The following is a 25000-nucleotide window of genomic DNA, read 5'->3' as shown; positions in this document are numbered from 1 at the left end:
AATCGAACGTTTAGTGCCGTGTTTAGTGAAGCGCATGTCCGTTTAGCCCGGAGATGGGCCTACAGGCGCGCCACGGATACGGCAAGGACCTGAAACGGAAAACTAGACGTAACTATTGTGAATAGAGCGGTTTAGGGCGTTCCGAGGGGCATACTATCTATTATGCGAAGTAGGGTTTTGGAGGGGTAAAGGGAGGATTTTGGGGCCTGGAGCTATAAATCGGACTAGAATGGAAAGAAAATGCCAGTGTACAAATGAAAAGAGTGTTGTACATATACCATAAATAGGATGTACAAATAATAAAATATTAGTACAAATGTTGTTGCAGCACATACAAAGATGTATAGGGTTGTACATTATTGCATAATACAAAAAAGAGTATATTTGTACATATTATGGGCACGTATGTACAATAAGTAGATAAATTGTACATCCGTTATGTTCGGTTCGTCTTAAAAACCAGGTATACTCCTTCCGTCGAAAGTTTGTAAACCACGATTTACAACACCAAGTCACTACATTGCACCCACGACGTTTTATAAACACAGATTTTCGGCAAATTGAACTTGAGGAGTATGATCTTCCCGAATTGCCGAATGATGGTATACTTGTTCAGAACGAGTATACGGCCGTAAGCGTGGGCACGGAGATATACAATTATATAAATGGCTGCGAGCCTGGTGGAATTCCGAGGTTTCCACGATATACAGGTTATTGTAATGCGGGCGTAGTTTTAGAGGTTGGAAAGGATGTAAAGGAGATTGTTCCGGGCGACCGTGTTACCGGACAGGGGAATCACGCGAGTCATTCGATCATGTCTGGCTTAATCAACAAGGTTCCGGAGAATGTATCTTCCAGGGCAGCGGCATTCATGGTCATGGGGGCGACGTCACTGCACGGCCATCGCGTTGCCCGTCCCGAACTGGGTGAGGCCGTGGCGGTGACCGGCATGGGCATCGTGGGCCAGTTGGCCGCCACCTTTGCGAAACTGAGCGGCGCCGTACCTGTAATCGGCGTGGATCTGGATGACTTTCGCCTTCAAAAAGCCCGTGAACGCGGGGTCGACGTATGTATTAACCCGGAGAAAGAAACCGATGTGGCTGAAGCAGTTCGGCAGCACTGCGCGGCAGACGGTGCGGACCTGGTCATCGAAGCAACCGGTGTGCCTTCTGTATATCCGATGGCGTTGACGCTGGCGAGGCTCGGTGGCCGTCTGCTCGCCCTCGGTTCCCCACGCGGATCGGTGGAGGTGAGCTTTTTCCACGAGGTCCATCTGCGTGAGGTCACGATTCTAGGCGCTCACCAGCCCAAAACACCCGACGAGGCCGACCTGTACTATCCCTGGAGCAAGCGCAGGGATCGCGACCTGGTTCTGCGGCTCATGAGCGAAGGAAAACTGCCGATCGAAGACCTGATCACCCATGAAGCCGACCCCTCCGACTGCCAGTCCGTCTACGACATGCTTGCGGAAGATCCCAGGGAGGTGCTGGGGGTAGTGTTCAAGTGGGTGTGATTTGCCCCCATTTTCTCCTTGATTGAACCGTGATTTTCCCTTTAAGTTAACGGTCGGGAATTGCCCATTCGTGGGTATTTTCGATCGCACTTAACCATCTGTAAAACAGGTATTTATCGATTACCAGAACTGGAGAGGATGCCCCATGACCGTTTCCGTCAAGCTCTTTGCCACCCTGCGAAAATACCTGCCCGAGGACGCGGTCAATAAAACGGCGACGATTGAACTGGGTGACCAGGCCACGGCGGGTGACATCATCGCGCAACTGGCCATCCCTGATGGACACATACACCTGATCCTGATCGACGGAAAACACTCGGCTGAAGATACCCCGCTGACGGATGGCGCGGTGGTCAGCTTCTTCCCGCCGATTGCCGGCGGGGCGTAGGGCCGGTGTCCTGCCACACCTATTTCGGATTCAAGCTGGAAGACGCCGTACGGGGCCTGAAACGGGCGCTACAGGATAAGAACATCCCGGTGGTGTCCGTCCGCGAGGCCGATGACCAGGTCGTATTCGCGATCGATGTCGCATCCGAAACCGGGGAAATCACCCTGGCCTACCATACCACGAAGACCCATCCTCTGGCCAGGCTGGGTGAAATCCCCGCGATTGAGGTCACGGTCGACGATCACCTGCCCGATGTCAAACCCGTGCTGACCATGGCCTTTTTGAGAGGCGGAGGTTGACCTCATGCGAGCTGGCATACTGGTTCCCCTTTGCCTTTGTATATTCTCATTTCTGACAACTCCCCTTCCCATATCGGCGCAAGGCTCCGGTAGCAGTAGTCCAGCCAGTGCGGCCGGTCGGATCACTGCGGCTACTACCTCTCTGAATCGGCTTTCCGATCTCGACGCCGGTTTCCTGATCCCTGATACCTACAACAAGGTCCGGGAGGCTTACGATCGATATACACGGGATATACGGGAAGGCAAATCGACCCGGGATATCGATCGGTCCTATACGGAGTTCGACGCCGCCCTGGTCCTGGCGCGGGAACGGCTGGATCGCGTAAACGAGATACTGATGGTACCGCTGGAGAAACGGGCGGCGGCCCAGCGGGCGAACGCCCCCGCGATGGTTCCGGATGCCTTCGAGGACGCCGAAAGCCGCCTCGAACGGGCTATTTCCAGGCTGGAAGACGACCGGGTCTCCGATGCCTTCGCCCAGGGGCAGGAAGCGGCCGCGCTCTTCGATAACGTGAGGTCGTCGGTGATCGAGATGTCGCTCATCGGATCGGCGCAGATCGGCCTGGCCGAAGCCGAGAACCGGGATTGGGACCGGTTGGCTCCGGCGTCCTTCGCGCAGGCCCGCCGGTTGGTGGATGAAGTGACCGGCGCGCTGCACCGCGGGGAACCCCTGACTGCCGCGCTCCGAACCAAGGCACAGACCGCCGATTACGCGGCACGGCGCGCCATTGAGATTGCGACACAAGTCGACGCACTCCGCGGCGATTCCGGGAACTGGGAGCGCATGTTGCTGACACAGGAGGAACTCGTCCGGCAGGCCGCCGACATGGCGGGGATCTCCGCCGATTTCCTGGCCGATGATCCGCAGGCGATTATGACGGAAAGCCTGCGCACGCTCGCCGCCAGGCAGGATTCCTTAAGCCTCCTGCTCCAGCAGGCAGAGGGGGACGCCGCGGTGCTCAGCGCCAAGGTTGATTCCCTGCACCAGGCGATCGAGGAACAGCAGATACGCCTGTCGTCCATGGTGGAAAGCTACCAACAGGACCTTCAGCGGAGAAAAGAGGCGCTGGACCGGGAACGCCGGGAACTCAGGGAGTACGTTTACGAAAAGACCCAGTTGGATGCCGCCGCACAGGCCCAGGAGCGGTTTTCGGACAGCCAGGCGATCGTGGTGCGAGACGCCGAACGCCTTACCCTGCGCCTCATCGGGCTGTCTTTCCAGGCGGGTAGAACGGAAATACCCGGAGGTGCGCGCGGGCTGCTCGAGAGCCTCGGGGCGTTCCTCGTGTTGTACCCTCAGACTCGCGTGGCCGTGGAGGGCCATACCGACGCCACCGGCGCGGAGGACAAGAATATCACCCTTTCGAAGTCCCGCGCCGATGCGGTCATGCAGTTTCTGGCGGATCAATCCGGTGTTGAGGCCGAACGTATGACGTCCTCCGGCCATGGCAGCGCGCAGCCCATCGACAGCAACAATACACGCAGCGGCCGGGAAAGAAACCGACGCATCGACGTGGTCCTGACCTTCACCAGAGATCTATAATACAAAACGCACCGGCGCAGAGTCGCGTGATGTGTCCGTGCCGGGAAGAACGCCAATGCGGGGAGAACGCAAAATTGAGCACAGCATCAAGCAACGAACGCTTCGAAGAGATTAAGGCGAAGCTGTTTTCGGCGGTGATCGCGGACGCCCTGGACGCCTGTGGATTCCGCGACCAGATCCTACGGCACGACATCAGGCCCCTGTTTCCCGATGCGGTCGTCGTGGGCCGGGCGCTGACCGTCCTGTCCGTCGACGTATACGAGATTCCCGACGAGCCCTACAAGCTCGAGCTGGAAGCCGTGGACGCGCTGAAGTCCGGGGACGTCCTCGTGGCGCAGACCAATGGTACGACGCGAAGCAGTCTCTGGGGCGAGTTGCTCTCTACCGCCGCGGAGGCCCGGGGAGCACGCGGAGCCGTGATCGACGGGTTTACGCGGGATTCGCAGGCCATCGCCGACATGGGCTTTCCGCTGTTCGTCCGCGGTATCGCGCCCTATGATTCGAAGGGCAGGAGCGACGTCATTGCCTACAATACGCCCATCGACTGCGGCGGCGTGAAGGTCTGTCCGGGCGATCTGATATTCGGCGACTTCGACGGGGTCGTGGTCGTACCCAAGGCCGCGGAAGATCAGGTACTGAAAGCGGCATTCGAGAAGGCAGCCGAAGAAAAAGAGGTCAAGCAGGCCCTGCAGAACGGCATGTCCGCGACCGCCGCCTTCGAGAAATACGGCATTCTCTGATGAGTGCCCTGGTCGAGTGTGTGCCCAACTTCAGTGAAGGGCGCGATACGGGCATCGTGGAGGCCATTGCCGCCAGCATCGCCGCCGTCGACGGTGTCCACCTGGCCGGCATGGAAATGGACGGAGATCACAACCGCTCCGTGATCACGTTCATGGGTTCGCCCGGAGATGTCGCCCGGGGCGCTTTTGAAGGCTGCAGGACGGCCCGGGACCTTATCGACCTTAGACGCCACCGCGGCGTACATCCCCGGATCGGCGCCACGGACGTCATCCCCTTCATACCCCTTTCCAGTTACAGCATGGACGACTGCATAACCCTCGCCCGGGACTGCGGCGTGGAGATCGGCCGATCCCTCGGGATTCCGGTGTACTTCTACGGCCATGCCGCCTCTGATGCGCGCCGCGGCGAGCTACCGGACATACGCCGGGGAGGATTCGAAGGCCTGGTCGAACGAACCCGACAGGTACAAAAGGCCCAACGCGCCCAGCAGGAACCGGACCTTGCGCCCGACGCGGGACCGGGCAAGGTTCACGCTTCCGCCGGCGCCACGGCGGTCGGCGTCCGCGATATCCTCATCGCGTACAATGTGAACCTGGAAACCGACGACGTTCGCGTGGCCCGGACGATCGCGCAGGTAGTCCGGGAGAAAAGTGGGGGCCTGCCCGGGGTGCGAGCGCTCGGACTGATGCTCCCGGGACGGCACCTCGCCCAGGTGTCCATGAACCTGACCGACTACCGGCAAACGGACATGGCCCGGGCATACGCAACGGTCGCGCACCTCGCGGAATCCAAAGGGGTCGAGGTCCTGGAAAGCGAACTGATCGGACTCGCTCCCCGCGAAGCCCTGGGCGGGGCGGCGCCCGCGGACCTGCGCATGAAGCCGCTGGATCCGGATCGGTATCTGGAAACCCACACCAGCCGATTCGACTGACGTCCTCGCCTGGCTGCTCGCCCCTGCAGTTCCCTAAATACCTTGACGCCGAACCTCCGCCTTCTTATAATGTTGACTAAATTAGTAAACTAAACCCCGGAGGCCAGGGAGGGCGCATGCGAGTATCGGCCAAGGCGGAGTATGCGTGCAGGGCCGTGCTGGAACTGACAAGATACCACGACAAGGCGGAAGTCATCCACATCAGCGACATCGCCGTCCGTCAATCCATCCCCGAAAAATACCTCGTTCAAATCCTCCTGCAGCTGCAGCGCGCCGGACTGGTGCGGAGCAAGCGTGGAGCGACCGGGGGCTACTCGCTGGCCAGGGCCCCGGGCGAAATCTCGCTGGGTGACGTGATCCGGGCCATGGACGGGGCCCTGATCTCCGTAGAAAGCCTGTCCGGCGACGCCGAGATAACGGACCAGTTGAGCGGCCAGCACGTATTGAAGGACGTTTGGATGGGGGTGCAGGAAAAACTCGGCGATATCATGGACGGCATCACTTTCGAAGACATTTCCAGGCAGGCGCAGAAGAGCCTGTCCATGTACTACATCTGAAGGATAGCCCGTGGCGTCCGGGAACGGAATATACGACAGCGCGCTCGACCTGATCGGCAACACCCCCCTGGTTCGCCTGAACCGGATCAACAATGTCCCGGGGGTCGACCTGCTCGGCAAGCTCGAGTCAGGCAACCCCGGCGGCAGCGTCAAGGACCGCGTCGGCCTGAGCATGATCCTGGACGCCGAGCAGCAGGGCCTGCTCAAACCGGGTGGCACCATCGTGGAGCCGACGAGCGGCAACACGGGGCTCGGCCTGAGCATGGTGGCCGCGGTACGGGGCTACAAGGTCATCCTCGTGATGCCGGACAACATGAGTTCGGAGCGGCGCGTGCTGCTGACCTCCTACGGCGCGGAGCTGGTGCTGACACCGGGCATGCTGGGCATGGCCGGCGCCGTGCAGAAGGCGGAGGAGATCCTCGCCGAACATCCCGACTACTTCATGCCCCAGCAGTTCAAGAACCCCGCCAACGTGGAAATTCACCGCAAGACCACGGCCGAGGAGATCTGGGACGCGACCGGCGGTAAAATCGACGCCTTCGTGGCCGCCGTGGGCACCGGGGGAACGCTGACCGGCGTGGGGCAATTCTTGAAGGAGAAGGACGAACGCATCCGCGTGATCGCGGTGGAACCCTCGTTGTCCCCCGTGATATCGGGCAAGCCCGTGGAGAGCCTGGTGCACGCCATCCAGGGCATCGGCGCCGGGTTCGTTCCCGACATCCTGGACCGATCGATCATTGACGACGTGATGTTGATCGACGACGAGGACGCCTACCAGACGGCCCGCCGCGTGGGCCTGGAGGAGGGGCTCCTGGTGGGTATCTCTGCAGGCGCCAATGTCTGCGCCGGCCTCAGGCTGGCGGAGGACATGGGAAAAGGCCGAATCGTAACCATCCTGTGCGATACCGGAGAGAGATACCTCAGCATCCGGGAGTATTTCGAAGGACAGAGCGACTGAGAGGAGGATCCGTTAGATGCCCGTTACCGTTCGCATACCAACCCCGCTGCGCAAGTTGACCGACAACCGGTCCGAAATCGAGATCGACGGCGAAACCGTCGAATCGCTGATCGGAAACATGGAGGCATCCTACCCCGGCATCAAGGATCGCCTCTGCGACGAGTCCGGAAAAGTGCGGCGGTTCATCAACATCTACATCAACGAAGAAGACATCCGGTTTCTGGACGGTACGGACTCCGCGGTCAAGACCGGAGACCGGGTTTCCATCGTGCCCGCCATCGCGGGCGGCCTGGGTGGTCCGGGCGGCCAGCAGGACCGCGGCTGATGTCCTCCGTGCGGGTGCGCGTTCCCGCGACCACGGGCAACCTGGGTTCCGGTTACGACTGCGCCGGCATGGCCCTCGGCCTCTACAACACCATCGAGTTTACCGAAACGGAATCCGGCCTGGACGTGGTCGTGGAGGGTGAAGGGGCCGAAGCGGTGCCCCTGGATGAAGGCAACCTGTGCATCGTCTCCGCCCGGGCTGTTTTTAGCGCCGCGGGCTGGCAGCCCGCCGGTCTCAAGGCGCGCATGCAACACGCTATTCCCGTCTCACGGGGCCTGGGCAGCAGCGGAGTCGCCATCGTGGCGGGCGCCGTGGCGGCCAATGCCCTCGCGGCCAACGCCCTCGCGGGGCGGCCGCTGGGAACCCCGGAACTCCTCCGCATCTGCTCCGACCTGGAAGGCCATCCCGACAATGTCGTTCCGTCCCTGCTCGGCGGGCTCTCCGTCAGCGGCGAGCGGGCGGGAACGATCGTATACCATACTTTCTCCGTGCCCTCCGACCTCCAGACCGTCGTGGCCATCCCCGAATTCACCCTCGATACGAAGGTAGCCCGCGGCGTCCTGCCGGATGCGGTATCCATGGAGGACGCGGTCTTCAACCTCTGCAGCGTAGGTCTGCTGGTGGGCGGGATGGCGTCGGGGAATTACGCCCTGCTCCGGGAGGGCATGTCCGACCGACTGCACCAGCCCTACCGGCAACACCTGGTTCCCGGACTGGCGGAAGTCACCCGAGACGCCCTGGACGCCGGCGCACACGGCGCGGCCCTCAGCGGCGCGGGACCCACGGCCATCGCCCTGGCCACGGAAAACCACGAGGGGATCGGGAACGCCATGGTCGATGCCTTCGCCCGGCACGGCGTTACCGGACAATACCGGGTCCTCCCCATAGACAACGACGGTTGCCAGGTGCTGTCGGACTGAGCCATGGGCGCTCTCAAAGACATTCGCGTCATCGACCTGACCCGGGTGCTCGCGGGTCCCTTCACGACCATGACCCTGGGCGACCTGGGCGCCGATATCATCAAGGTCGAGCCCTTTGGCGGCGACGAGGCGCGGGGATTTGGTCCGTTCAAAGAGGGCGTGAGCGGCTACTTCGAGAATGTCAACCGGGGTAAGCAGAGCATCGCGGTCGATCTGAAGCATTCAGACGGCCGCGAACTGCTCCTCGAATTGATCGGCAGGTCGGACGTCCTGGTGGAGAACTTCAGGCCGGGCGTGATGAAGAAGCTCGGACTGGACTATGAGACGCTGAAGTCGCGGTTTCCGGGACTGATCTACGCCGCCTGTTCCGGGTTCGGGCAGACCGGACCCTACGCCCGGCGCGGGGCCTACGACATGATCATCCAGGGCATGGGTGGCATCGTCAGCATTACCGGCGAACCGGACCGTCCGCCCGTGCGGGTGGGTGTATCCATCGGCGATATTGCCGCCGCCCTTTACGCCTGTATCGGCATCCTCACGGCGCTCTTTACCCGTACGCAGACGGGCAGGGGACAGATGGTGGACATCGGCATGATGGACTGCCAGGTCGCCCTGCTCGAGAACGCCATCGCCCGGTACGACATGACGGACACCGTGCCGGAGCCCCTCGGGGCCCGGCATCCATCCATCACGCCCTTTCAGGCCGTCGAGACGCGGGACGGATGGATCATGATCGCGGCGGGCAACAACGTTCTATGGCAGAGGTTGTGCGAGGTCATGGGGCGGGAAGACCTGGTCCGCGACGATCGGTTCAGGGACAACAACCTGCGCACCGAGAATCACGGCGAACTGCACGAGATATTGACCGGGGTGTTCAGGGAAAGCGCTTCGGAAGACTGGCTGCGGCGTCTCGACTCGGCCGAGATACCCTGCGGACCCATTCAGAACGTCAAGGAGGTCGTGGAGGATCCCCAGGTGCTGGCCCGCGAAATGATCGTGAAGATCCTGCATCCCATCGCCGGCCCCTTGCGCGTGGCAGGCTCACCCCTCAAGCTGTCGGAAACCCCGCCCGAAGTCACCCGCCGCGCCCCCACCCTGGGGGAACACACCGATCAGATACTTCAAACGCTGCTCGATGCATCGTCGGACGATTTGGCACAGTGGCGCGAGGCTGGGGTGATTAAATAAAAACCCTCCGGTCGACCAGCTGGCCGCCAGAGGGCTTCTTCTTTCTGCTCGTTCAAAGATATCTGCTCAGGCCACCGCCCTCAGGCCACCGCCCTCAGCCCAACGCCCCGGCCACGAGGTCGCCGACTTCGCTGGTGCTGTACCCCATCCGGCCGGCGTCCATGCTCTTCATCTTGCTGCTTACCACGTCGATGATGGCCCGTTCCACGGCATCGGCGGCCTGCGCTTCGCCGAGCTGCGCCAGCATCATCTGGCAGGAGGCGATGGCCGCGATGGGATTGATGACGTTCTGGTCCGTGTATTTCGGCGCCGAACCGCCGATGGGCTCGAACATGGCGGTGCCTTCGGGGTTGATGTTGCCCCCCGCGGCGATGCCCATGCCGCCCTGGATGATAGCGCCCAGGTCGGTGATGATGTCGCCGAACATGTTGGTCGTGACGATGACGTCGAACCACTCGGGGTTCTTGACCATCCACATGCAGGTCGCGTCCACGTGGGCGTAATCGGCCGTGATGCCGGGATACTCCTCGGCGACTTCGTAGAACGTCCGCTCCCAGAGGTCGTGGGCGTAGGTGAGCACGTTGGTCTTGGCGCAGAGCGTCACCTTGTTCTGGCGGTTGCGGACCTTGGCCGTCTCAAAGGCGAAGCGGACACACCGCTCCACGCCCTTGCGGGTATTGATGGACTCCTGCACCGCGACCTCGTCGGGCGTGCCCTTCTTGTACACGCCGCCGGCGCCGACGTACAGGTCCTCGGTGTTCTCCCGGACCACGACGAAATCGATATCCTCTGGTCCCTTGTCCTTGAGCGGGCAGTCTACGCCCGGGTACAGTTTGACGGGCCGCAGGTTGATATAGAGGTCCAGCTCGAACCGGATGGTCAGGAGGATGCCCTTCTCCAGCAGGCCCGGCGGGCAGTCCGGATGTCCGATGGCGCCGAGGTAGATGGCGTCGTAGTGGCCCAGTTCCTGCAGACCCTCCCGGGGCAGGATCTCTCTCGTCCTCAGGTATCTTTCACCGCCGAAATCGTATTCCGTGAGTTCGTAGTCGAATGAGAACTTCTTCGAGGCCGCGTTGAGCACTTTCAGCCCCTCACGCACGACCTCCGGGCCGGTCCCGTCGCCCGGAATGACCGCGATATTGTACAAGTGTTCCTCCCGTGTATGTGGGAATGTGGGGTGGGTTTATTCGACGATCAACCCGCCGTGCCGTGCTACGAGTTGATTGAGGGAATGCAGGTAGGCCTGGATGCTGGCTTTCACGACGTCGGTATCGGAGGCGTGGCTGTTGAAGGACTGGTCGTGGAACCCGACGCTGACCTGGACGTGGTGGGCGCCTTCGCGGCCGTTCGACGAGGTCTGGATATCCTTCACGTAGGTGGGCAGCTTGGTGATCCGGTCGACGGCGTTCAGCGCGGCGAATATCTGGTTGTCGCCCACGCCCGCCTCTTCGATCGTCTCGCCGCTGACGTGAAGGCGAACGCTCGCATCGGCCTGGCCGGAGTGCGAGGAGGTCACCCTGAAATCTTCCAGCAGGTACTGTTCGGGCACTTCGACCGGGGAGTCGGATACGATCCGGTGGAGGTCTTCGTCCGCCACCTCCTTCTGCCGGTCCGCCACGTTCAGGAAGCGCACGTGCACCTTTTCGAATTCTTCCTTCCGGGTTTCGTCGTACGTGTAGCCCAGCAACTCGAGCCGGTGCCGCAGGGCGTGCCGTCCAGACCGTGCCGTCAGCACGATGTCGCTCTTCTCGATGCCCACGTCCGACGGGCTCATGATCTCGTAGTTCTCCCGGTGCTTCAGGAAGCCGTCCTGGTGGATGCCCGATGAATGGGCGAAGGCGTTGCTGCCCACGATGGCCTTGTTGCGCTGAACGGGCATGTGCATCAAGTCCCGCACCAGCAGGCTCGTGGAGTAGATCTGCGTGGTTTCTATGTCGGTGCGTGCGTCGTAGAAATCTCCGCGCATCTTGACCGCCATGACGATCTCTTCCAGGGAGGCGTTGCCCGCCCGCTCGCCCACGCCGTTCACCGTGCATTCGACCTGGGTCGCGCCCGCTTTGATGGCCGCCAGGGAATTGGCCGTCGCCATGCCCAGATCGTTGTGGCAGTGCACGCTGACCTTGGCCTTTTCGATGTTCGGCACGGTCGCGATGAGCCGGGAGATCAGGTTGCCCCACTGTTCGGGCACGGCATAGCCCACCGTATCGGGGATATTCACCACGGTGGCGCCGGCGTCGATGACCGCCTCGACGGTCTCGCACAGGTAATCGAAATCGCTCCGGGAGGCGTCCTCGGTCGAATATTCGATGTCCTCGCAGAGTTCCTTCGCGAAGAGGACGGCCTGCACGCCCATGTCCATGATCTGCTGGCGGGACTTGCGGAATTTGTGCTTCAGGTGGGTGTCGGACGTGCCCAGGACGATGTGGATCCGGGGCCTTTTCGCGGGTTTGACGGCCTCGGCCACGGCCACGATGTCCGATTCCACGGCCCGCGCGAGGGCCGTGATCACGGGACCTTCGACCTGCTCGGCGATGTTCTTGACCGCGGCGAAGTCACCGGGCGAGGACGCGGCAAACCCCGCTTCGATCACGTCGACGCCGAGTTCGGCAAGCTGGTGCGCGACCTGGATCTTCTCGTCCCGGTTCAGCGAGGCGCCGGGGACCTGCTCCCCGTCACGCAACGTAGTGTCGAAGATATCCACTTTTCGCATCGCCGCGTGCTCCTGTTGGCTTCCGGTTACTTTTTCTCTTCGATCCAGCTCATCATTTTGCGCAACTGCCGTCCGACCTCTACGATCTTCTTTTCCGACGCGTTACGCCGCAGCGCGTGCAGGACCGGCGAGTTGGCCTGGTTCTCGAGCATCCACTCGCGGGCGAACTGGCCAGACTGGATCTCAGCCAGGATGCGCTTCATTTCGGCGCGGGTTTCCTCGTTTACGATCCGCGGTCCGCGGGTCAGATCGCCGTATTCGGCCGTGTTGCTGACGGAATACCGCATGCCTTCGATCCCGCCTTCGTACATGAGATCCACGATGAGCTTCAACTCGTGCAGGCACTCGAAGTAGGCGATTTCGGGCTGGTATCCGGCCTCCACCAGGGTCTCGAACCCGGCCAGGACGAGTTCGGAGGTGCCGCCGCAGAGGACGGACTGCTCACCGAAGAGATCGGTCTCGGTTTCTTCCCTGAAGGTCGTCTCGATGACGCCGCCCCGTGTTCCGCCGATGCCCTTGGCGTAGGCCAGGCCGACGTCTCGGGCGCGGCCCGTGTGGTCCTGGTGAACCGCCAGTAGGCAGGGCACGCCGCCGCCTTCCTCGAAAACCCGGCGCACGAGATGGCCCGGGCCCTTGGGGGCGACCATGAAGACGTCCACGTTATCGGGCGGGACGATCTGGTTGAAATGAATGTTCAGACCATGGGCAAAGGCCAGGGCGTTGCCCTCCGCCAGGTTCGGCGCGATATAATCGTTGAATAGACGCGACTGAAGCTCGTCGTTGACCAGCAACATGATGATGTCGGCCTCGGCGGCCGCCTGCTCCACGGTACGGGGCTCGAATCCGTCCTCCACGGCCTGGTCCCACGAGCCGCCCTTGCGCAATCCCACGATGACGTCCAGTCCGGAATCGCGCAGGGAAAGGGCGTGGGCGTGTCCCTGGCTGCCGTAACCGACAACCGCGATGGTCTTGCCGTCCAGTATGCCCAGGTCGGCGTCCTGATCGTAATACAGTCGAGCCATTGGTTCTCCTTCATGCCGTACCGGCGGTCAGGCCGTTCCGGCGGTGATCCAGTCGCGTGCCGTACCTGCGGCCATGCTTGCTCAGGCCAGGTCGGCGGTGATCTGCTTGCGTTCCCGCTCCCAGACGGGCTGCGGGGCTTCCGGTGACGGGGTGTCCTTGCTGGTCGATTCGCGGGCCAGCGCCACCCTTCCGGTCCGGGCTATTTCCCGCACGCCGAAGGGCCGCACCATGGTGATGATGGCGTCGATCTTGTCCTCGTTGCCCGTGGCTTCCAGCATGATCGTCTTCTGGTTGATGTCGACGATCTTCGCCTTGAAGATATCGGCGATCTGCACGAGTTCCTGCCGCGTGGCCTGGCTGGCGTTCACCTTGATGAGGGCGAGTTCGCGGTTGATGAAGTTCTCCCCGGTTAGATCCACGACCCGGATCACGTCCACCAGGCGGTTCAACTGCTTGATGATCTGTTCGATGATCATCTCGTCGCCCTGCGTGACGATGGTCATGCGCGCCGTGCCCGGTTCCGCGGCTTCGCCGACGGCGATGCTGTCGATGTTGAAACCCCGGCCGCTGAACAGCCCGGAAATGCGGGCCAGGACTCCGAACCGGTTCTCGACCACCATGGATATTGTATGGCGTGCCATGGTTCAATCCACTCCTGCCGGGACGATCCGCCCGGCCAGTTCACGAGTCTATTCTTCGATCATCTCGTGGGATGCCGCACCCGCGGGGATCATGGGATACACGTTGCCTTCTTCGGCGATCACCATGTCGAGCATCACGGGGCGGTCCTTGACCTTGCAGGCCTCTAGCCAGGCGCCTTCCACGTCCTCATCCTTGAAGACCCGGATGCCCACGGCGCCGTAGGCCTCCGCCAGCTTCACAAAATCCGGGTTGGAGTCACGCAGGTCCACCTCGGAGTAACGCTGCGCGTAGAACAGTTCCTGCCACTGGCGCACCATGCCGAGGTAGCCGTTGTTCAGCAGCACGATCTTGATGGGCAGGCCGCAGGCCACGGCCGTGGCCATTTCCTGGATGTTCATCTGGATGCTGCCGTCGCCCGAGAACACGATGACTTCGCGGTCGGGAAAGGCGAACTGGGCGCCGATCGCCGCGGGCAGTCCGAAGCCCATGGTGCCGAGCCCGCCGGAGGTAATCATCGACCGGGGGTTCGAGAAGCCGTACCACTGGGCCGCCCACATCTGGTGCTGGCCGACGTCGGTGACCACGTAAGCCTCGCCCTTCGTGAGCTGGCCGATCCGCTCGATGGCGTACTGGGCGCAAAGGGGAAATTGATCTGTATCCTTCTCGACGGTCTCCCGGTCGACGCCCTCCAGGCCTTCCTCGTGGAGCCCGATCGTGTTCGCGTAGGTCAGCGGGTGGTCCCGCTTCCACGCCTCGATCTGCTGGAGCCACTCTTCCGTATCGGCCCGTTCCACCAGGGGAATCAACTGCTGCAGCACCTGCTTCACGTCGCCCACGATGGGGAGGTCCACCCGCACGTTCTTGTTGAGGGACGACGGATCGATGTCGATGTGGATCTTCTTCGAATGGGGCGAAAACTCCTCCAGCTTGCCGGTCACCCGGTCGTCGAAACGGGCGCCAATGCAGACCAGCAGGTCGCACATCATCACGGCCGTGTTCGCGTACCAGGTGCCGTGCATGCCGAGCATCTTGAGCGAAAGGGGATCGTTCTCCGGGTAGGCGCCGAGTCCCATCAGCGTGGTCGTCACCGGCGCGTTGAGTTTGCGGGCCAGCGTGCGGATTTCTTCCGACGCCTCGGAGATGATCGCTCCGCCGCCCACGTAGATCACCGGTTTCCTGGCCGAGGTGAGCATCTCCGCCGCCTTGCGGATCTGCTTCGGATGCCCCTCGGTCCGGGGCTTGTACCCGCGGATGTCCGGCCGTTCCGGGTAAGAGAACTCGGCTTCCCCGATCTGGACGTCCTTGGGCACGTCGATCAGGACGGGGCCGGGCCGGCCGGTCGTCGCGATATGGAACGCCTCGGCGAAAACCTGCGCGATGTCTTCGGTTTCCTTGATCAGGAAGTTGTGTTTCGTGATCGGCCGGGTAATGCCTACAGTGTCCGATTCCTGGAAGGCGTCGTTTCCGATCAGGTGCACCGGTACCTGGCCCGTGATCACGATCATCGGGATCGAATCCATGTACGCGGTCGCGATGCCGGTTACCGTGTTGGTGGCGCCCGGACCGGAGGAGACGAGGACCACGCCGGGCTTGCCGGTCGCCCGCGCATATCCGTCGGCCATGTGGGTCGCGCCCTGCTCATGGCGTACGAGGATGTGCCTCAGGCCTGTGGTGCGCTGAATGACGTCATAAGTCGGGATCACCACGCCGCCGGGATACCCGAAGACGATATCGACCCCTTCTTGCTTCAGACACTCTATGACTATTTCAGCACCCGACAGTTTCATCGACCGTCTCCTTATAAAACGAGGATATCCCGCACAGGACGTGATCTACCGCTCACGAAACCGGCTGGATTTCGTCAAGTTCAAAACCCAACTTGTGCCTCGTAAAATACGCCAAGGGCGCTTGTTGTCAAGTTAAAACTCCATAGAAAGCCCTTGACGAAAAGCCCCGATTCTCTTATATGTTCTAGGCTTTGCGCCGGGGTCTGAAACCCCGTCTATTCGACGTTCAGCAAGTGAGAATGACGACGTTCGACCCGGTGCGTTTTAGATTGATTGACCAACGTGACTACACCGGATTCCAACCGGCAGTTTTACGCAACCCATATCCAGGAGGACCGTGTCGATGGCAAGAACGAGACGGCGGATCAGCCGTCGTGAGATGAAGGAAGACCGCTTCATTCTCTGGCTGTACGAAATGAGCAGCGAGATCGACAGGCACTGGAAATCGCTTACCGCGGCCGTCGTCCTGGTGGTCGCCTGCGTGGTCGGCTGGTATTACTGGACCAACATGCAGGCCGATGACCTGGTGGAGGCGGGACAGGTATTCGCGCCGGGCCAGACGGCGATGCAGGACAGCCGCTATGAAGACGCCATTCCCATTTTCGAGCGGGTCGTGACCGAATTCGGTGGTACTGCAGTAGCCCTCGAAGCCACGATCGAACTGGCCAACGCCTGTTTTCAGACAGGTGACATCGAGAAGGCGCGCACCTATTACCAGACCTACCTGGACGAATACGGCAGGCAGGACGTGCATTTCTGGCTGGCCGCACGATCGGGACTGGCCGCGTGTGACGAAGAGGAAGAGAAGTACGAAGAGGCGGCGAACCAGTATCTCGCCCTGGCGGACGAAGATCCGGATAGCTACCTCGCCCCCGGTTTACTCCTGAATGCCGCGCGATGTTTCGGGGCCGCCGACCAGAAGGACCAGGCACGGGCCCTGTACGACCGGGTGGTCGAGAACTATGAAGAGACGCCCTATGCCCGGGATGCCCGGATCGCACTGACCGCGCTCTAACGGAGATCGCGTGAAGGTTACCAACTTTGCCCCCGGACCGACGCCGGTTCCCGACCGGGTCGTCCGGAAGATGTCGGCACCGATCCTCACCCATCGTTCCACCGAATTCAGCGACCTGCTCAGGGGGGTCGCCTCGGGGCTTCAGCACGTATTCCGGACGGAGAACGACGTGCTCGTGCTCACGGCTTCGGGCAGCGGCGCCATGGAGGCCGCGGTCGTCAACCTGCTTTCGCCCGGAGACCGTGTGCTGGCGATCAGCGGAGGGAAATTCGGCGGCAGGTGGGTCGAACTGTGTGCGACCTACGGCATCGACGCCGTGACGTTGGATGTGGAGTGGGGGAAAGCAGCGGATCCGGACGAGGTCGACCGTATCCTGGGAGAACAGGGACCCTTCGAAGCGGTGCTGGCCACCCACAGCGAGACATCGACGGGCGTGCTCCACGACATCGAGGCCCTGGGCGGGGTCGCTCGCGGTCACGGCTGCTACCTGGTCGTGGACGCCATCAGCGGCCTGGGCGCCAATGAACTAAGGACGGACGACTGGCACGTCGACATCGCCCTCACAGGTTCGCAGAAAGCGCTCATGATTCCGCCCGGACTGGCTTTCATCAGCGTCAGCGAGCGGGCGTGGCAGCGTATCGAAGAAAGCCGCCAGCCATCCTACTATCTGAACCTGAAACGGGCCCGGGATTCGTTCGCGAAGGGGCTGACGCCCTATACGCCCGCTGTATCACTGCTCATGGGACTGAGCGAGTCGCTGAAGATGATGAAGGAACTCGGCCTGGAGGAAATCTACCGGATACACGAGCGGAACGCCCTGGTGACCCGCGCGGGCGTCGCGGCCCTTGGCCTGGATCTCTTCGCACGCAGGCCATCCAACGTGCTGACTTCGGTCGTCATGCCGCCCGGTATCGACGGTTCCGATTTGCTGAAGACGATCAAGCAGGAGTGCGGCGTGACCATCGCCAACGGGATGGATCACTACAGGGGCAAGTACGTTCGCATCGCCCACCTGGGCTACAATGTGGTCCCGTCGGACATGATCGTTGCCCTTACGGCCCTCGAGCACGGCCTGAGCCAACACGGGTATGCGTTCGAATCCGGTGCGGGCGTGGCCGCGGCGGAGCGGGTGATTGGGGAGACGGGTTAGCGTCTTAGCCGCCTCGCCCACGCCGACGTACCATCTTACTTATTCAACTCGCGGATCTCAATATTGCTGTCGCTGGTTTCAACCCAGATTCTGGCGCCGCCTCCGTTGAGCGTGTACGTAGCGCTGATCTCCCCTTCATCCGCATCTACATCGTAGCGCTCCGCTTCGAAATCGGACCGGATATTGTATCGCAGCGAGCTTCTGACGGTGTTCCGGTTTTGGATCATCTTCTTCTGCGCTTCGACAGACTTCCTCTGTGCCGCCTGCAACTCACGCTGTGCTGTCCTCAGGTCCCGTTGTAACTCTTGCAGCAACCGCTGCGCCTCTTCGGCCGACAACTGTACCGCCTCGTTTACGCTTCGTGTCAACTTTTCGATAATCTCCTTCAACTCTTCCTCGTCGATTTTCGTAACGGCCTGGTCGGTGTCGATCATCGGAATTTCGGGTATGTCGATGATTATGGGCGCGTCACTACCTGGCAGTGGACTCATTTGAAACACCCCGAATCTCGATTTCTTATCCACGCGAATCCGCGCTTCGATGGTCGCCTTCGCTTCCGGGTCCACGTAGAGTACGACGTCGCCGCCGGCCGAAATGAGCGAGCTGCCCTTGGATCCCTCTGGAGTGATTTCAGCCAGGATCTCACCGCCAGCGGTACGCGCGTCGATCGACCCCGTTACATTCAGAAGCTCCAACTCGCCCCCGGCGGTTTTCACCTGCAATTCACCCTTTGCGTCGCGCAGCTCGATGTCGCCGCCGGACGTGGTGATTCGGGCATTCGCCAGGAGTTCGCCTATCTCGATATCGCCGCCGGATGTCCTGATCCGGGATTTTCCGCCTACGTATTCAATGGTGATGTCCCCACCGGAAGTCTGGGCTTCCAGTTCATTGCCGACGTGGCCGATCCGGATGTCACCGCCGGAGGTCTGGACGTCCAGGTCGGCCGAGGCCTTTTCGACCCGGATGTCGCCCCCCGACGTCTGCAGGTGAACGTCGCCGCCGACCGTGCCCACGCGGATGTCTCCGCCGGAGGTGGTCAGCTCCACGTCACCGCCGATATCCCGGAGCGTTACGTCGCCGCCCGAAGTATGGCTTCTCACGTCTCCGCCCAGGTTGCCCACGACCTCGATATCGCCGCCGCCGGTGCGCAGGTCCAGGTCGAAATCCGATGGCAGATCGATCTTGAAACGCAGGCCCCTACTTCGATTCATCGACCATCTCCTGGAGTCGTAATCGACGCGCAGTATGCCCCCTTCGTAACGTATTCTCAGATCATCCGCACCGCTCGCCGGGACGCCTTGAACGTTCACGACCGCTTCATTTTTGCTCCACGTGGAGATCGTGATATCGCCCGCGCGGGTATTCAGGTCGAGCCGACCGTCCCTTTCCACCTGGAAGGTCTCCGTCCGGTTTCCCGTAGCCCGGTTCTGATCCTCCGTGAGCGCCAGTGCTTGCTGCGTCAGGGCTTGCTGGGCAATTATCAAGACGCCTATCGTGGTTATCAGAAGTTTCATTATGGCTACTCCCTTATCGGCCGCGTCCCTTTAGGGTGCGGACAGATTGCTCAGCACGGTCCTTGCCTTCGTGCGGATGTAAGCGTTCTCGTCGAGAACCATCCTGGTCCTGAGTACGCTTTCCAGCTGTTCATCGAATGAGGCCGGTCCCTGCTCCTGGAGCCGGTTGATCGCGCTGATCCGAAGCGCGGCATTGTCGTCGAACATCAAGGCGTAGATCATGGCGTCCCTGATTTCCTCGTCGAAGGGATACCGGGACAGCGCGTTGAACGCCTCGCCGCGGACGCCGGCGTTCGAGTCGGTCTTCAAGGCCGTGACGAGGGCGTCCCTGATCTCGAAATCCGAATGAAGGCGTTCGGAAGTACTTACGGCGTTCACCGCCCGAAGCCTGACCCCGGGATTCTGCTCATTCAGCACGGCAAAGGTGAGTATGCGTTGTATCTCCGGATCATCGACCGGTCCCATGATCTGTACGGGACGGACGGCTTCGAACCGGAGTCCCAGCGTGCCGTCGGACACGTCGGAATCCACGAACCGGACGTTGGAGATGGCCACGTCATCGTTGTTCAGCAGGTCCGTCCGGTCCATGCCCGGCGCCGCGAATCCGAGCGTCCGGTCGCCCTGGAAAGCCAGATAGTAACCGCCTGCCAGGCCGATAAACAACAGAAGCGCGCCTGCGAGCACCGTTCGGTATTGTGGAAAAACGCTGTTCGTAAGTCCTTGCAGGCCATCGACAAAACTACTCAGCCATCCATTGGAAAAGCGATTTTCGGAGCGGCCCAGCGTCACGCTGGACCACAGGTTGGCTCGGGCATCGAGCAGGTCCGATTCCCCAGGCTTCGCAGGGGCGGCCTGCGCCATGACCATCCTGAATTGATCCAGCTGCACCCGGTACGCCCGGCACTGGGCGCAATCCTTGAGATGACGGTCAAGGGCTCGCTGATCCGCGTCCGACAGTTCACCGTACTGGGAGAGTTCCAGCCATTCCTCCCACTTCGCGTGAGATCGGTCCTGGTCTTCTTTCATGTTCGTATGTCCTCGAGTTGAATGCGCAGCCGCCGGGTGGCGTCGAATAGGTATTTCTTCACGGTGCCTTCGGCACATTCCATGATGCCTGCGATTTCCCTCAGCTTGAATCCCTCGTGGTGACGCAGCACGAACACGGTTCGCAGCCGGGGCGATAGGGTGCTGACGGCGGCACGTATCCGTGAAGCGATTTCGTGGTTGATGACGGCCGCGTCCGACCGATCGGGGGAATGGAGTGTAACCCCCTGTTTCGTCGAGTCATGGTCTTCTCCCTGCTCGTCTTCGATCGGGACGAAGCGCCTTTTTCCATCTCGTGTTCGGTGCGTAAGGCAGACATTGGTGACGATCCTGTACAAGTAGGTCGAAAACCGGCTGCGGAATTCAAATTTTGGAAGGGCTTTTAACAATCGCATGAAGACTTCCTGGTAGATGTCCTTGGCATCGTCCATGTCACCCACGAAGGACATGGCCATGGACAGCACTTTCTCGTCGTATCGGTAGACCAGATCTTCCAAGGCCCGCACGTCGCCTTCCCTTGCCTTGAGAATCAACCTGCGATCCTCCAGGTCCGTGCGATCCCTTGCCGAATCGATCTCCATGTTTTCGTCCTGATGGTCCGGCGCGATTCGGCCTTCGAGTTTGAGGGCAGATTCCACGTTGTGTCCTGGCGTAGAGTGCCGTCTTATGCGGGCGCCTTCTGTGTATGTGACCGGCTATGATCCGGAATGGTTGTGTACGAATTTGGATTCAACGTACTGGAACGAGGAATGTCGAGGATAACTTGTTACCTGTAGACGACGAGGCCTGTCAGGCGGTACGGGATAATGACTGACGAATTACCTGAAGGCAGGAACTGCGGGGTAAAGCGAGGAAATACCGGCTGGTCGGCGTCGGTCGACGTAGGCTGGTGCGCCAGAAGCCGCTGCCTCGACCACCGGCAGGTATCCCAGGACACCAGCAAGCGTCCCGGAACACCGATTGACGACCCAAGACACGGTCAGGCGCCCTGTCGATTCAACCGACCTGACCGCTCGGAAGAAGCGCTTCGGTACGCATCCGTAAAAACCGTTGCACGTTGCTACACCAACGTTCAGCCGTCCTTCGTGGCGGACGTGCCGGAGGTACCCTGTTTCTCTTCGGAGGGCTCTTTATTCTGTGCTTTCTTGAACTCGGTGATCCCCTGGCCCAGACCCTTGGCCAGTTCGGGAAGCTTCTTCGCACCGAAAAGGATCATGACGATGACAAGAATGATAATCAGTTCGGTCGTGCCGAAACTACCTAGCATGTAAATCACCTCCTCGCATTGAGAATACCCTTATCGACCCGTCTTGTCAAGCGCGAATGAATAGACCCGTGGTCGGGCCGGACCCGGGACATACCGACCCGTGGCCAGGCCGGACCCGGGTGACGCTGTTCAGAATCCTTGCCATGTCGTCTATCCCATGTTTATATAGTTTCTGACGTGTGCAGCCGATCCGGCTGCCGGCCGCACCCTGCGTTCAAGGAGGACACGGTGATCGTACGTATCGTTTACTGCGCTGATTGAAGCTACGAACAAGACGCCGCCGGGTTGGCGGTGAAACTGCTGGAGTACTACAAACACGATATCGAACAGCTGCAGCTCGTGCCTTCCGGAGGAGGCAGGTTCGAAGTCACGGTGGATGACTCGCTGATCTTCTCCAAGCTGGCGGCCGATCGGTTTCCGGAATACGCGGAGGTCAAGGACGTCATCGAGGCATCGATCGCGGGCTGACGCGCATTCATCTGCAGCGAGGATTAAGGTTGGTATGAACATCTACGTTTCGCTGGAAGACGAAATCGCCGTGCTTCGCATCGAGGGCAGGTTGTGGGAAGAAGGCGACACCGTCGAGTTGGACCGGATGATCGAAGACACCCTGACCCGGGGCTGCACGCGGTTCGTCGCCGATCTGACCGGCGTGCCCATCATGAATAGTTCCGGACTGGGTTCGCTGATCGCGGCCATGAAGAAGATTCGATCCCGGGACGGGGAAATGGTGCTCACAGGCGTCAACGACCGGCTGGATCATCTGTTCCGGATCACCCGGCTATATACGGTCTTCAAGACGTATGACGATGTAGACGCCGCCGTGGAAAACATGCTCGCCTGACGATCAAACCGGAGCCCGAGGCCCTCATGCCGGACTACCAGCCCCTGGACCTCACCCCGATTTACAACGCGAACCGGTGCGTATACGATTCCATTGCCGATCCTCCCCTGGGATCGCAGGAATTCTACGGGCTGCCCTTTCAAATCGGCGACGGAACCGGAGAAACCGACTGCTTCATCGGCTTCGGGTCCGAGGTGGGCTGTCCGTCCGAGTCCGTCGAGATTCCGGTCGGCCATGCCGCGGTCAACGTGGTTTTCGCCCACGCGGTGATCCGATCGGAGATCGAGGCGGGTGGCCCGATCGCCCTTCCCGTGGCCACGTACCGGTTCGTCTGGGACGACGGACGCGCCGAATCCGTTACGATCCGTGAACGATTCGAAATCGGCTACATGCCCCTACCCTGGGGGCAGTATCCCTTTCTCTGCGTCCCGGACGAGAAGCCGTCGACCTACAGCCGGGCGGGCGGCGACTGGAGCGACGCGGGCCGCCGGCAGACAGAGGCGGAGCAAGGGTGGCCGCGCGGTTACTATCTCTGGGCCTGGCGCAATCCTCATCCCGACCAGAGCATCCGTTCGATTGAAATCACGCCGCAGGGCCCGCCCTTCGTCGTGGCCGCCGTTACGCTCGGCCATGTCGACGAAGATCCCATCTGCCGGTGGGCTGCCCGGGACGTCCAGATCGAGCTCAAGCATCCGGAGGACGCGGGGAAGCCCTTCAACCTGGATGTGGAAGTCGACCGGGGCTACGCGACGTACGCCTATCCGCTGCCCGATCAGGTCGACCAGGCTTTCCTGACCGACACGCACCGCGGATGGGGCCAGGCGGACACCCATCGCGCCAGTCCCGCCCACGTGGGCGTGGCCGGCACGCCGTCGGCCACCGTAACGGTGAAGCAGGATGGGAAGGCGGTCGGTTCGGCCAACTGGGGGGAGCTGGAGGCCAAAGAGGTCGTCGAGACTCCCTCGGTGCGGTTCGAGGTCATCGACACGGGCCGGAACTGGGTACATACCACGGTGCTGGACGACGAGACGGGCAAGCCCGTCCCGTGCCGGGTGCATTTCCGGTCGGCCCGCGGCGTGCCCTACGCCCCGCACGGCCACCATGCCCACGTAAACTCGAATCTGGATACCTGGCACGTGGACGTGGGCGGCGACGTGCGCCTGGGCCAGATGTCCTACGCCTACATCGACGGCAAATGCCAGGGTTGGCTGCCCCGGGGCGAAGTGCACGTGGACGTGGCCCGCGGATTCGAGTACGAACCGATTCGCGAGCGCGTCCACATCGAACCCGGTCAGCGCGAACTCACCCTGCGGCTCAAGCGCTGGACCGATCTGAACGCGGAACGGTACTTCAGCGGCGACACCCACGTGCATTTCCTCTCCACCCAGGGCGCCCAGCTCGAAGCCAAAGGAGAAGACCTGAACGTGGTCAACCTCCTGCTCTCCCAGTGGGGAGGCCTTTTCACGAATACCGAGGAATTCACGGGATCGGCGAACGTGGCTCCGGATGGCGATACGATCGTGTATGCCACGCAGGAGAACCGGCAGCACATCCTGGGCCACCTGTCGCTCCTGGGCCTCAAGGAACCGGTCATGCCCTGGTGTTCGGACGGACCCGGTGAGGCCGAGTTGGGCGGCAACCTGGAAACGACCCTGTCGTACTGGGCCGACGCCTGCCACGCCCAGGGCGGGACGGTCGTGATCCCCCACATCCCCAATCCCATCTGCGAACCGGCGGTCCTGATCGCCACGGACCGCGCCGACGCCGTGGAGATGCTGGTCCATAGCGAATACAACCACCTGGAGTACTATCGGTACCTGAATTGCGGGTACAGGCTACCGCTCGCGGGCGGGACGGACAAAATGTCCAGCGACGTGCCCGTGGGGATCTACCGGACCTACGCCTACATCCCACCGGACGAGCCCTTTACCTACGACAACTGGTGCAAAGCGCTGCGCGGCGGGAACACCTTCCTGAGCGCCGGACCCATCATCCGTTTCAAGGTGAACGGCCAGGATATCGGCGACACGGTGAATCTGCCCGGCAACGGCGGGACGGTCGAGATCGAGGCGTCGGCGGATTCGACGTTGCCGATCCATACGCTGGAAATCGTCCAGCAGGGCCGGGTGGTCGCGTCGGCGGAAGAGCGCAATGGCACCCGGCGGCTGTCGCTCAGGACCTCGCTGAAAATCGAAGGCCACACCTGGCTGGCGGCGCGGTGCGCCGGGCCGAACTACTCGAGCATACCGCACCACGACGGCTGGCGCCGGGGCATCATGGCCCATACGTCGCCGGTTTACGTGGCCTGCGGGGGCCCCTACTGGCTGTTCGACCTGGAGAACGCCCAGTACATGCTGAGCCTGATCGAAGGGGGCCTGTCCTACATCAAGCGCCGGAGCTGGCAGCACAAGCCGGGCACGACGACCCACCATCACGGCGGCGACGACCACGAGGCCTTCCTCGAAGCGCCCTACGTGCAGGCCCGTGAAGCCATCCACCGGCGCATGCACGAGTTGAACATCCCGCACTGAGCATCCGTGCGGGGAGTGCCGTACCCACCCGATATAACCGGAGCGCACGACATGCAAGGACCCCGCGTCGACCGCGTCATATTCTGGAGTGTTGCGGCGTGACCGAACCC

At 61.5% G+C, this 25000-nt stretch carries 24 protein-coding genes and 1 pseudogene; 16 read left to right on the top strand and 9 right to left on the bottom strand.

All coding sequences use genetic code 11. The annotated features are described in order from the left end of the window. Nucleotides 1–814 precede the first annotated feature (814 nt). The 11 genes from OXH56_00125 to OXH56_00075 all read left to right on the top strand — a co-directional run bounded on the left by OXH56_00125 (nucleotide 815) and on the right by OXH56_00075 (nucleotide 9363). Nucleotides 815–1513 carry a zinc-binding alcohol dehydrogenase gene (locus OXH56_00125; protein ID MCY3553703.1) on the top strand — a complete coding sequence of 233 codons (699 nt, stop codon included), beginning with the start codon at nucleotides 815–817 and terminating at the stop codon, nucleotides 1511–1513. A 145-nt stretch (nucleotides 1514–1658) separates the two neighbouring features. Next, on the top strand, nucleotides 1659–1901 hold the full coding sequence (locus OXH56_00120) for a MoaD/ThiS family protein (GenBank protein ID MCY3553702.1): 243 nt from the start codon (nucleotides 1659–1661) through the stop codon (nucleotides 1899–1901). Nucleotides 1902–1906: 5 nt separating this feature from the next. Next, nucleotides 1907–2200 (top strand): hypothetical protein, encoded by a 294-nt coding sequence (locus OXH56_00115; protein MCY3553701.1) that lies wholly within the window; start codon nucleotides 1907–1909, stop codon nucleotides 2198–2200. Nucleotides 2201–2204: 4 nt separating this feature from the next. After that, nucleotides 2205–3743 carry an OmpA family protein gene (locus OXH56_00110; GenBank protein MCY3553700.1) on the top strand — a complete coding sequence of 513 codons (1539 nt, stop codon included), beginning with the start codon at nucleotides 2205–2207 and terminating at the stop codon, nucleotides 3741–3743. Nucleotides 3744–3817: 74 nt separating this feature from the next. Then, the gene (locus tag OXH56_00105) at nucleotides 3818–4483 is read left to right on the top strand and encodes an RraA family protein (protein ID MCY3553699.1); all 666 of its coding nucleotides are present in this window, start codon (nucleotides 3818–3820) and stop codon (nucleotides 4481–4483) included. After that, entirely contained in the window at nucleotides 4483–5415 is a 933-nt protein-coding gene (gene ftcD, locus OXH56_00100; GenBank protein ID MCY3553698.1) for a glutamate formimidoyltransferase, read from the top strand. The genes OXH56_00105 and ftcD overlap by 1 nt, the downstream gene beginning before the upstream one ends. 116 nt (nucleotides 5416–5531) lie before the next feature. Continuing rightward, nucleotides 5532–5972 carry an Rrf2 family transcriptional regulator gene (locus tag OXH56_00095; GenBank protein ID MCY3553697.1) on the top strand — a complete coding sequence of 147 codons (441 nt, stop codon included), beginning with the start codon at nucleotides 5532–5534 and terminating at the stop codon, nucleotides 5970–5972. A gap of 10 nt (nucleotides 5973–5982) precedes the next feature. Next, nucleotides 5983–6930, top strand: a complete 948-nt coding sequence (cysK, locus tag OXH56_00090) for a cysteine synthase A (protein ID MCY3553696.1) — start codon at nucleotides 5983–5985, stop codon at nucleotides 6928–6930. A gap of 16 nt (nucleotides 6931–6946) precedes the next feature. Continuing rightward, nucleotides 6947–7255, top strand: coding sequence for a MoaD/ThiS family protein (locus OXH56_00085; protein ID MCY3553695.1), 309 nt, complete (start codon nucleotides 6947–6949; stop codon nucleotides 7253–7255). Then, complete coding sequence (gene thrB / locus OXH56_00080; protein ID MCY3553694.1) at nucleotides 7255–8175, top strand: homoserine kinase; 921 nt, start codon at nucleotides 7255–7257, stop codon at nucleotides 8173–8175. The genes OXH56_00085 and thrB overlap by 1 nt, the downstream gene beginning before the upstream one ends. 3 nt (nucleotides 8176–8178) lie before the next feature. After that, nucleotides 8179–9363: a CoA transferase gene (locus OXH56_00075; GenBank protein ID MCY3553693.1), complete on the top strand. Its 1185-nt coding sequence runs from the start codon at nucleotides 8179–8181 to the stop codon at nucleotides 9361–9363. Between the two features lie 94 nt (nucleotides 9364–9457). On the opposite strand, the gene OXH56_00070 is transcribed toward OXH56_00075, so the two are convergent. The 5 genes from OXH56_00070 to ilvB all read right to left on the bottom strand — a co-directional run bounded on the left by OXH56_00070 (nucleotide 9458) and on the right by ilvB (nucleotide 15525). Further along, complete coding sequence (locus tag OXH56_00070) at nucleotides 9458–10510, bottom strand: 3-isopropylmalate dehydrogenase (GenBank protein ID MCY3553692.1); 1053 nt, start codon at nucleotides 10508–10510, stop codon at nucleotides 9458–9460. 36 nt (nucleotides 10511–10546) lie between these two features. Beyond that, nucleotides 10547–12073, bottom strand: a complete 1527-nt coding sequence (locus tag OXH56_00065; protein ID MCY3553691.1) for a 2-isopropylmalate synthase — start codon at nucleotides 12071–12073, stop codon at nucleotides 10547–10549. A gap of 26 nt (nucleotides 12074–12099) precedes the next feature. Continuing rightward, the gene (gene ilvC / locus OXH56_00060) at nucleotides 12100–13095 is read right to left on the bottom strand and encodes a ketol-acid reductoisomerase (GenBank protein ID MCY3553690.1); all 996 of its coding nucleotides are present in this window, start codon (nucleotides 13093–13095) and stop codon (nucleotides 12100–12102) included. A gap of 81 nt (nucleotides 13096–13176) precedes the next feature. After that, nucleotides 13177–13737 (bottom strand): acetolactate synthase small subunit, encoded by a 561-nt coding sequence (gene ilvN, locus OXH56_00055; protein ID MCY3553689.1) that lies wholly within the window; start codon nucleotides 13735–13737, stop codon nucleotides 13177–13179. A 48-nt stretch (nucleotides 13738–13785) separates the two neighbouring features. Beyond that, nucleotides 13786–15525 carry a biosynthetic-type acetolactate synthase large subunit gene (gene ilvB / locus OXH56_00050; protein ID MCY3553688.1) on the bottom strand — a complete coding sequence of 580 codons (1740 nt, stop codon included), beginning with the start codon at nucleotides 15523–15525 and terminating at the stop codon, nucleotides 13786–13788. A 343-nt stretch (nucleotides 15526–15868) separates the two neighbouring features. On the opposite strand from ilvB, the gene OXH56_00045 reads away from it, so the two are divergent. Continuing rightward, nucleotides 15869–16540, top strand: coding sequence for a tetratricopeptide repeat protein (locus OXH56_00045; GenBank protein ID MCY3553687.1), 672 nt, complete (start codon nucleotides 15869–15871; stop codon nucleotides 16538–16540). Nucleotides 16541–16550: 10 nt separating this feature from the next. After that, nucleotides 16551–17690 (top strand): alanine--glyoxylate aminotransferase family protein, encoded by a 1140-nt coding sequence (locus OXH56_00040; GenBank protein ID MCY3553686.1) that lies wholly within the window; start codon nucleotides 16551–16553, stop codon nucleotides 17688–17690. 35 nt (nucleotides 17691–17725) lie between these two features. On the opposite strand, the gene OXH56_00035 is transcribed toward OXH56_00040, so the two are convergent. The 4 genes from OXH56_00035 to tatA form a co-directional block, all read right to left on the bottom strand. Next, nucleotides 17726–19204 (bottom strand): DUF4097 family beta strand repeat-containing protein, encoded by a 1479-nt coding sequence (locus tag OXH56_00035; GenBank protein ID MCY3553685.1) that lies wholly within the window; start codon nucleotides 19202–19204, stop codon nucleotides 17726–17728. Nucleotides 19205–19234: 30 nt separating this feature from the next. Beyond that, nucleotides 19235–20230: a HEAT repeat domain-containing protein gene (locus OXH56_00030; GenBank protein ID MCY3553684.1), complete on the bottom strand. Its 996-nt coding sequence runs from the start codon at nucleotides 20228–20230 to the stop codon at nucleotides 19235–19237. Beyond that, nucleotides 20227–20886 (bottom strand): RNA polymerase sigma factor, encoded by a 660-nt coding sequence (locus tag OXH56_00025; GenBank protein ID MCY3553683.1) that lies wholly within the window; start codon nucleotides 20884–20886, stop codon nucleotides 20227–20229. Before OXH56_00025 ends, OXH56_00030 begins: the two co-directional genes overlap by 4 nt. Before the next feature lie 434 nt (nucleotides 20887–21320). Then, nucleotides 21321–21515 (bottom strand): twin-arginine translocase TatA/TatE family subunit, encoded by a 195-nt coding sequence (gene tatA, locus OXH56_00020; GenBank protein MCY3553682.1) that lies wholly within the window; start codon nucleotides 21513–21515, stop codon nucleotides 21321–21323. 276 nt (nucleotides 21516–21791) lie between these two features. Between tatA and OXH56_00015 the strand changes: the two are divergent. The 3 genes and pseudogenes from OXH56_00015 (at nucleotide 21792) to OXH56_00005 (ending at nucleotide 24890) form a co-directional block, all read left to right on the top strand. Next, nucleotides 21792–21983 (top strand): annotated as a pseudogene (locus tag OXH56_00015) (Rdx family protein). A 34-nt stretch (nucleotides 21984–22017) separates the two neighbouring features. Then, nucleotides 22018–22359, top strand: coding sequence for an STAS domain-containing protein (locus OXH56_00010; protein MCY3553681.1), 342 nt, complete (start codon nucleotides 22018–22020; stop codon nucleotides 22357–22359). A 26-nt stretch (nucleotides 22360–22385) separates the two neighbouring features. Continuing rightward, nucleotides 22386–24890 (top strand): CehA/McbA family metallohydrolase, encoded by a 2505-nt coding sequence (locus OXH56_00005; GenBank protein ID MCY3553680.1) that lies wholly within the window; start codon nucleotides 22386–22388, stop codon nucleotides 24888–24890. Nucleotides 24891–25000: the final 110 nt, after the last annotated feature.

The organism is Gemmatimonadota bacterium (genome assembly GCA_026702745.1).
GTDB lineage: Bacteria > JAAXHH01 > JAAXHH01 > JAAXHH01 > JAAXHH01 > JAAXHH01.
Note: the sequence above shows the minus strand (reverse complement) of the source record. Positions and strands in the feature narration are given on the sequence as shown.

Excerpts from the sequence above, each read along its gene's own strand:
- OXH56_00125 (MCY3553703.1), top strand. The coding sequence starts at position 815 with ATGTCTGGCTTAATCAACAAGGTTCCGGAGAATGTATCTTCCAGGGCA.
- OXH56_00120 (MCY3553702.1), top strand. The coding sequence starts at position 1,659 with ATGACCGTTTCCGTCAAGCTCTTTGCCACCCTGCGAAAATACCTGCCC.
- OXH56_00110 (MCY3553700.1), top strand. The coding sequence starts at position 2,205 with ATGCGAGCTGGCATACTGGTTCCCCTTTGCCTTTGTATATTCTCATTT.
- ftcD (MCY3553698.1), top strand. The coding sequence starts at position 4,483 with ATGAGTGCCCTGGTCGAGTGTGTGCCCAACTTCAGTGAAGGGCGCGAT.
- OXH56_00095 (MCY3553697.1), top strand. The coding sequence starts at position 5,532 with ATGCGAGTATCGGCCAAGGCGGAGTATGCGTGCAGGGCCGTGCTGGAA.
- OXH56_00085 (MCY3553695.1), top strand. The coding sequence starts at position 6,947 with ATGCCCGTTACCGTTCGCATACCAACCCCGCTGCGCAAGTTGACCGAC.
- thrB (MCY3553694.1), top strand. The coding sequence starts at position 7,255 with ATGTCCTCCGTGCGGGTGCGCGTTCCCGCGACCACGGGCAACCTGGGT.
- OXH56_00075 (MCY3553693.1), top strand. The coding sequence starts at position 8,179 with ATGGGCGCTCTCAAAGACATTCGCGTCATCGACCTGACCCGGGTGCTC.
- OXH56_00065 (MCY3553691.1), bottom strand. The coding sequence starts at position 12,073 with ATGCGAAAAGTGGATATCTTCGACACTACGTTGCGTGACGGGGAGCAG.
- ilvC (MCY3553690.1), bottom strand. The coding sequence starts at position 13,095 with ATGGCTCGACTGTATTACGATCAGGACGCCGACCTGGGCATACTGGAC.
- ilvN (MCY3553689.1), bottom strand. The coding sequence starts at position 13,737 with ATGGCACGCCATACAATATCCATGGTGGTCGAGAACCGGTTCGGAGTC.
- ilvB (MCY3553688.1), bottom strand. The coding sequence starts at position 15,525 with ATGAAACTGTCGGGTGCTGAAATAGTCATAGAGTGTCTGAAGCAAGAA.
- OXH56_00045 (MCY3553687.1), top strand. The coding sequence starts at position 15,869 with ATGGCAAGAACGAGACGGCGGATCAGCCGTCGTGAGATGAAGGAAGAC.
- OXH56_00035 (MCY3553685.1), bottom strand. The coding sequence starts at position 19,204 with ATGAAACTTCTGATAACCACGATAGGCGTCTTGATAATTGCCCAGCAA.
- OXH56_00030 (MCY3553684.1), bottom strand. The coding sequence starts at position 20,230 with ATGAAAGAAGACCAGGACCGATCTCACGCGAAGTGGGAGGAATGGCTG.
- tatA (MCY3553682.1), bottom strand. The coding sequence starts at position 21,515 with ATGCTAGGTAGTTTCGGCACGACCGAACTGATTATCATTCTTGTCATC.
- OXH56_00010 (MCY3553681.1), top strand. The coding sequence starts at position 22,018 with ATGAACATCTACGTTTCGCTGGAAGACGAAATCGCCGTGCTTCGCATC.
- OXH56_00005 (MCY3553680.1), top strand. The coding sequence starts at position 22,386 with ATGCCGGACTACCAGCCCCTGGACCTCACCCCGATTTACAACGCGAAC.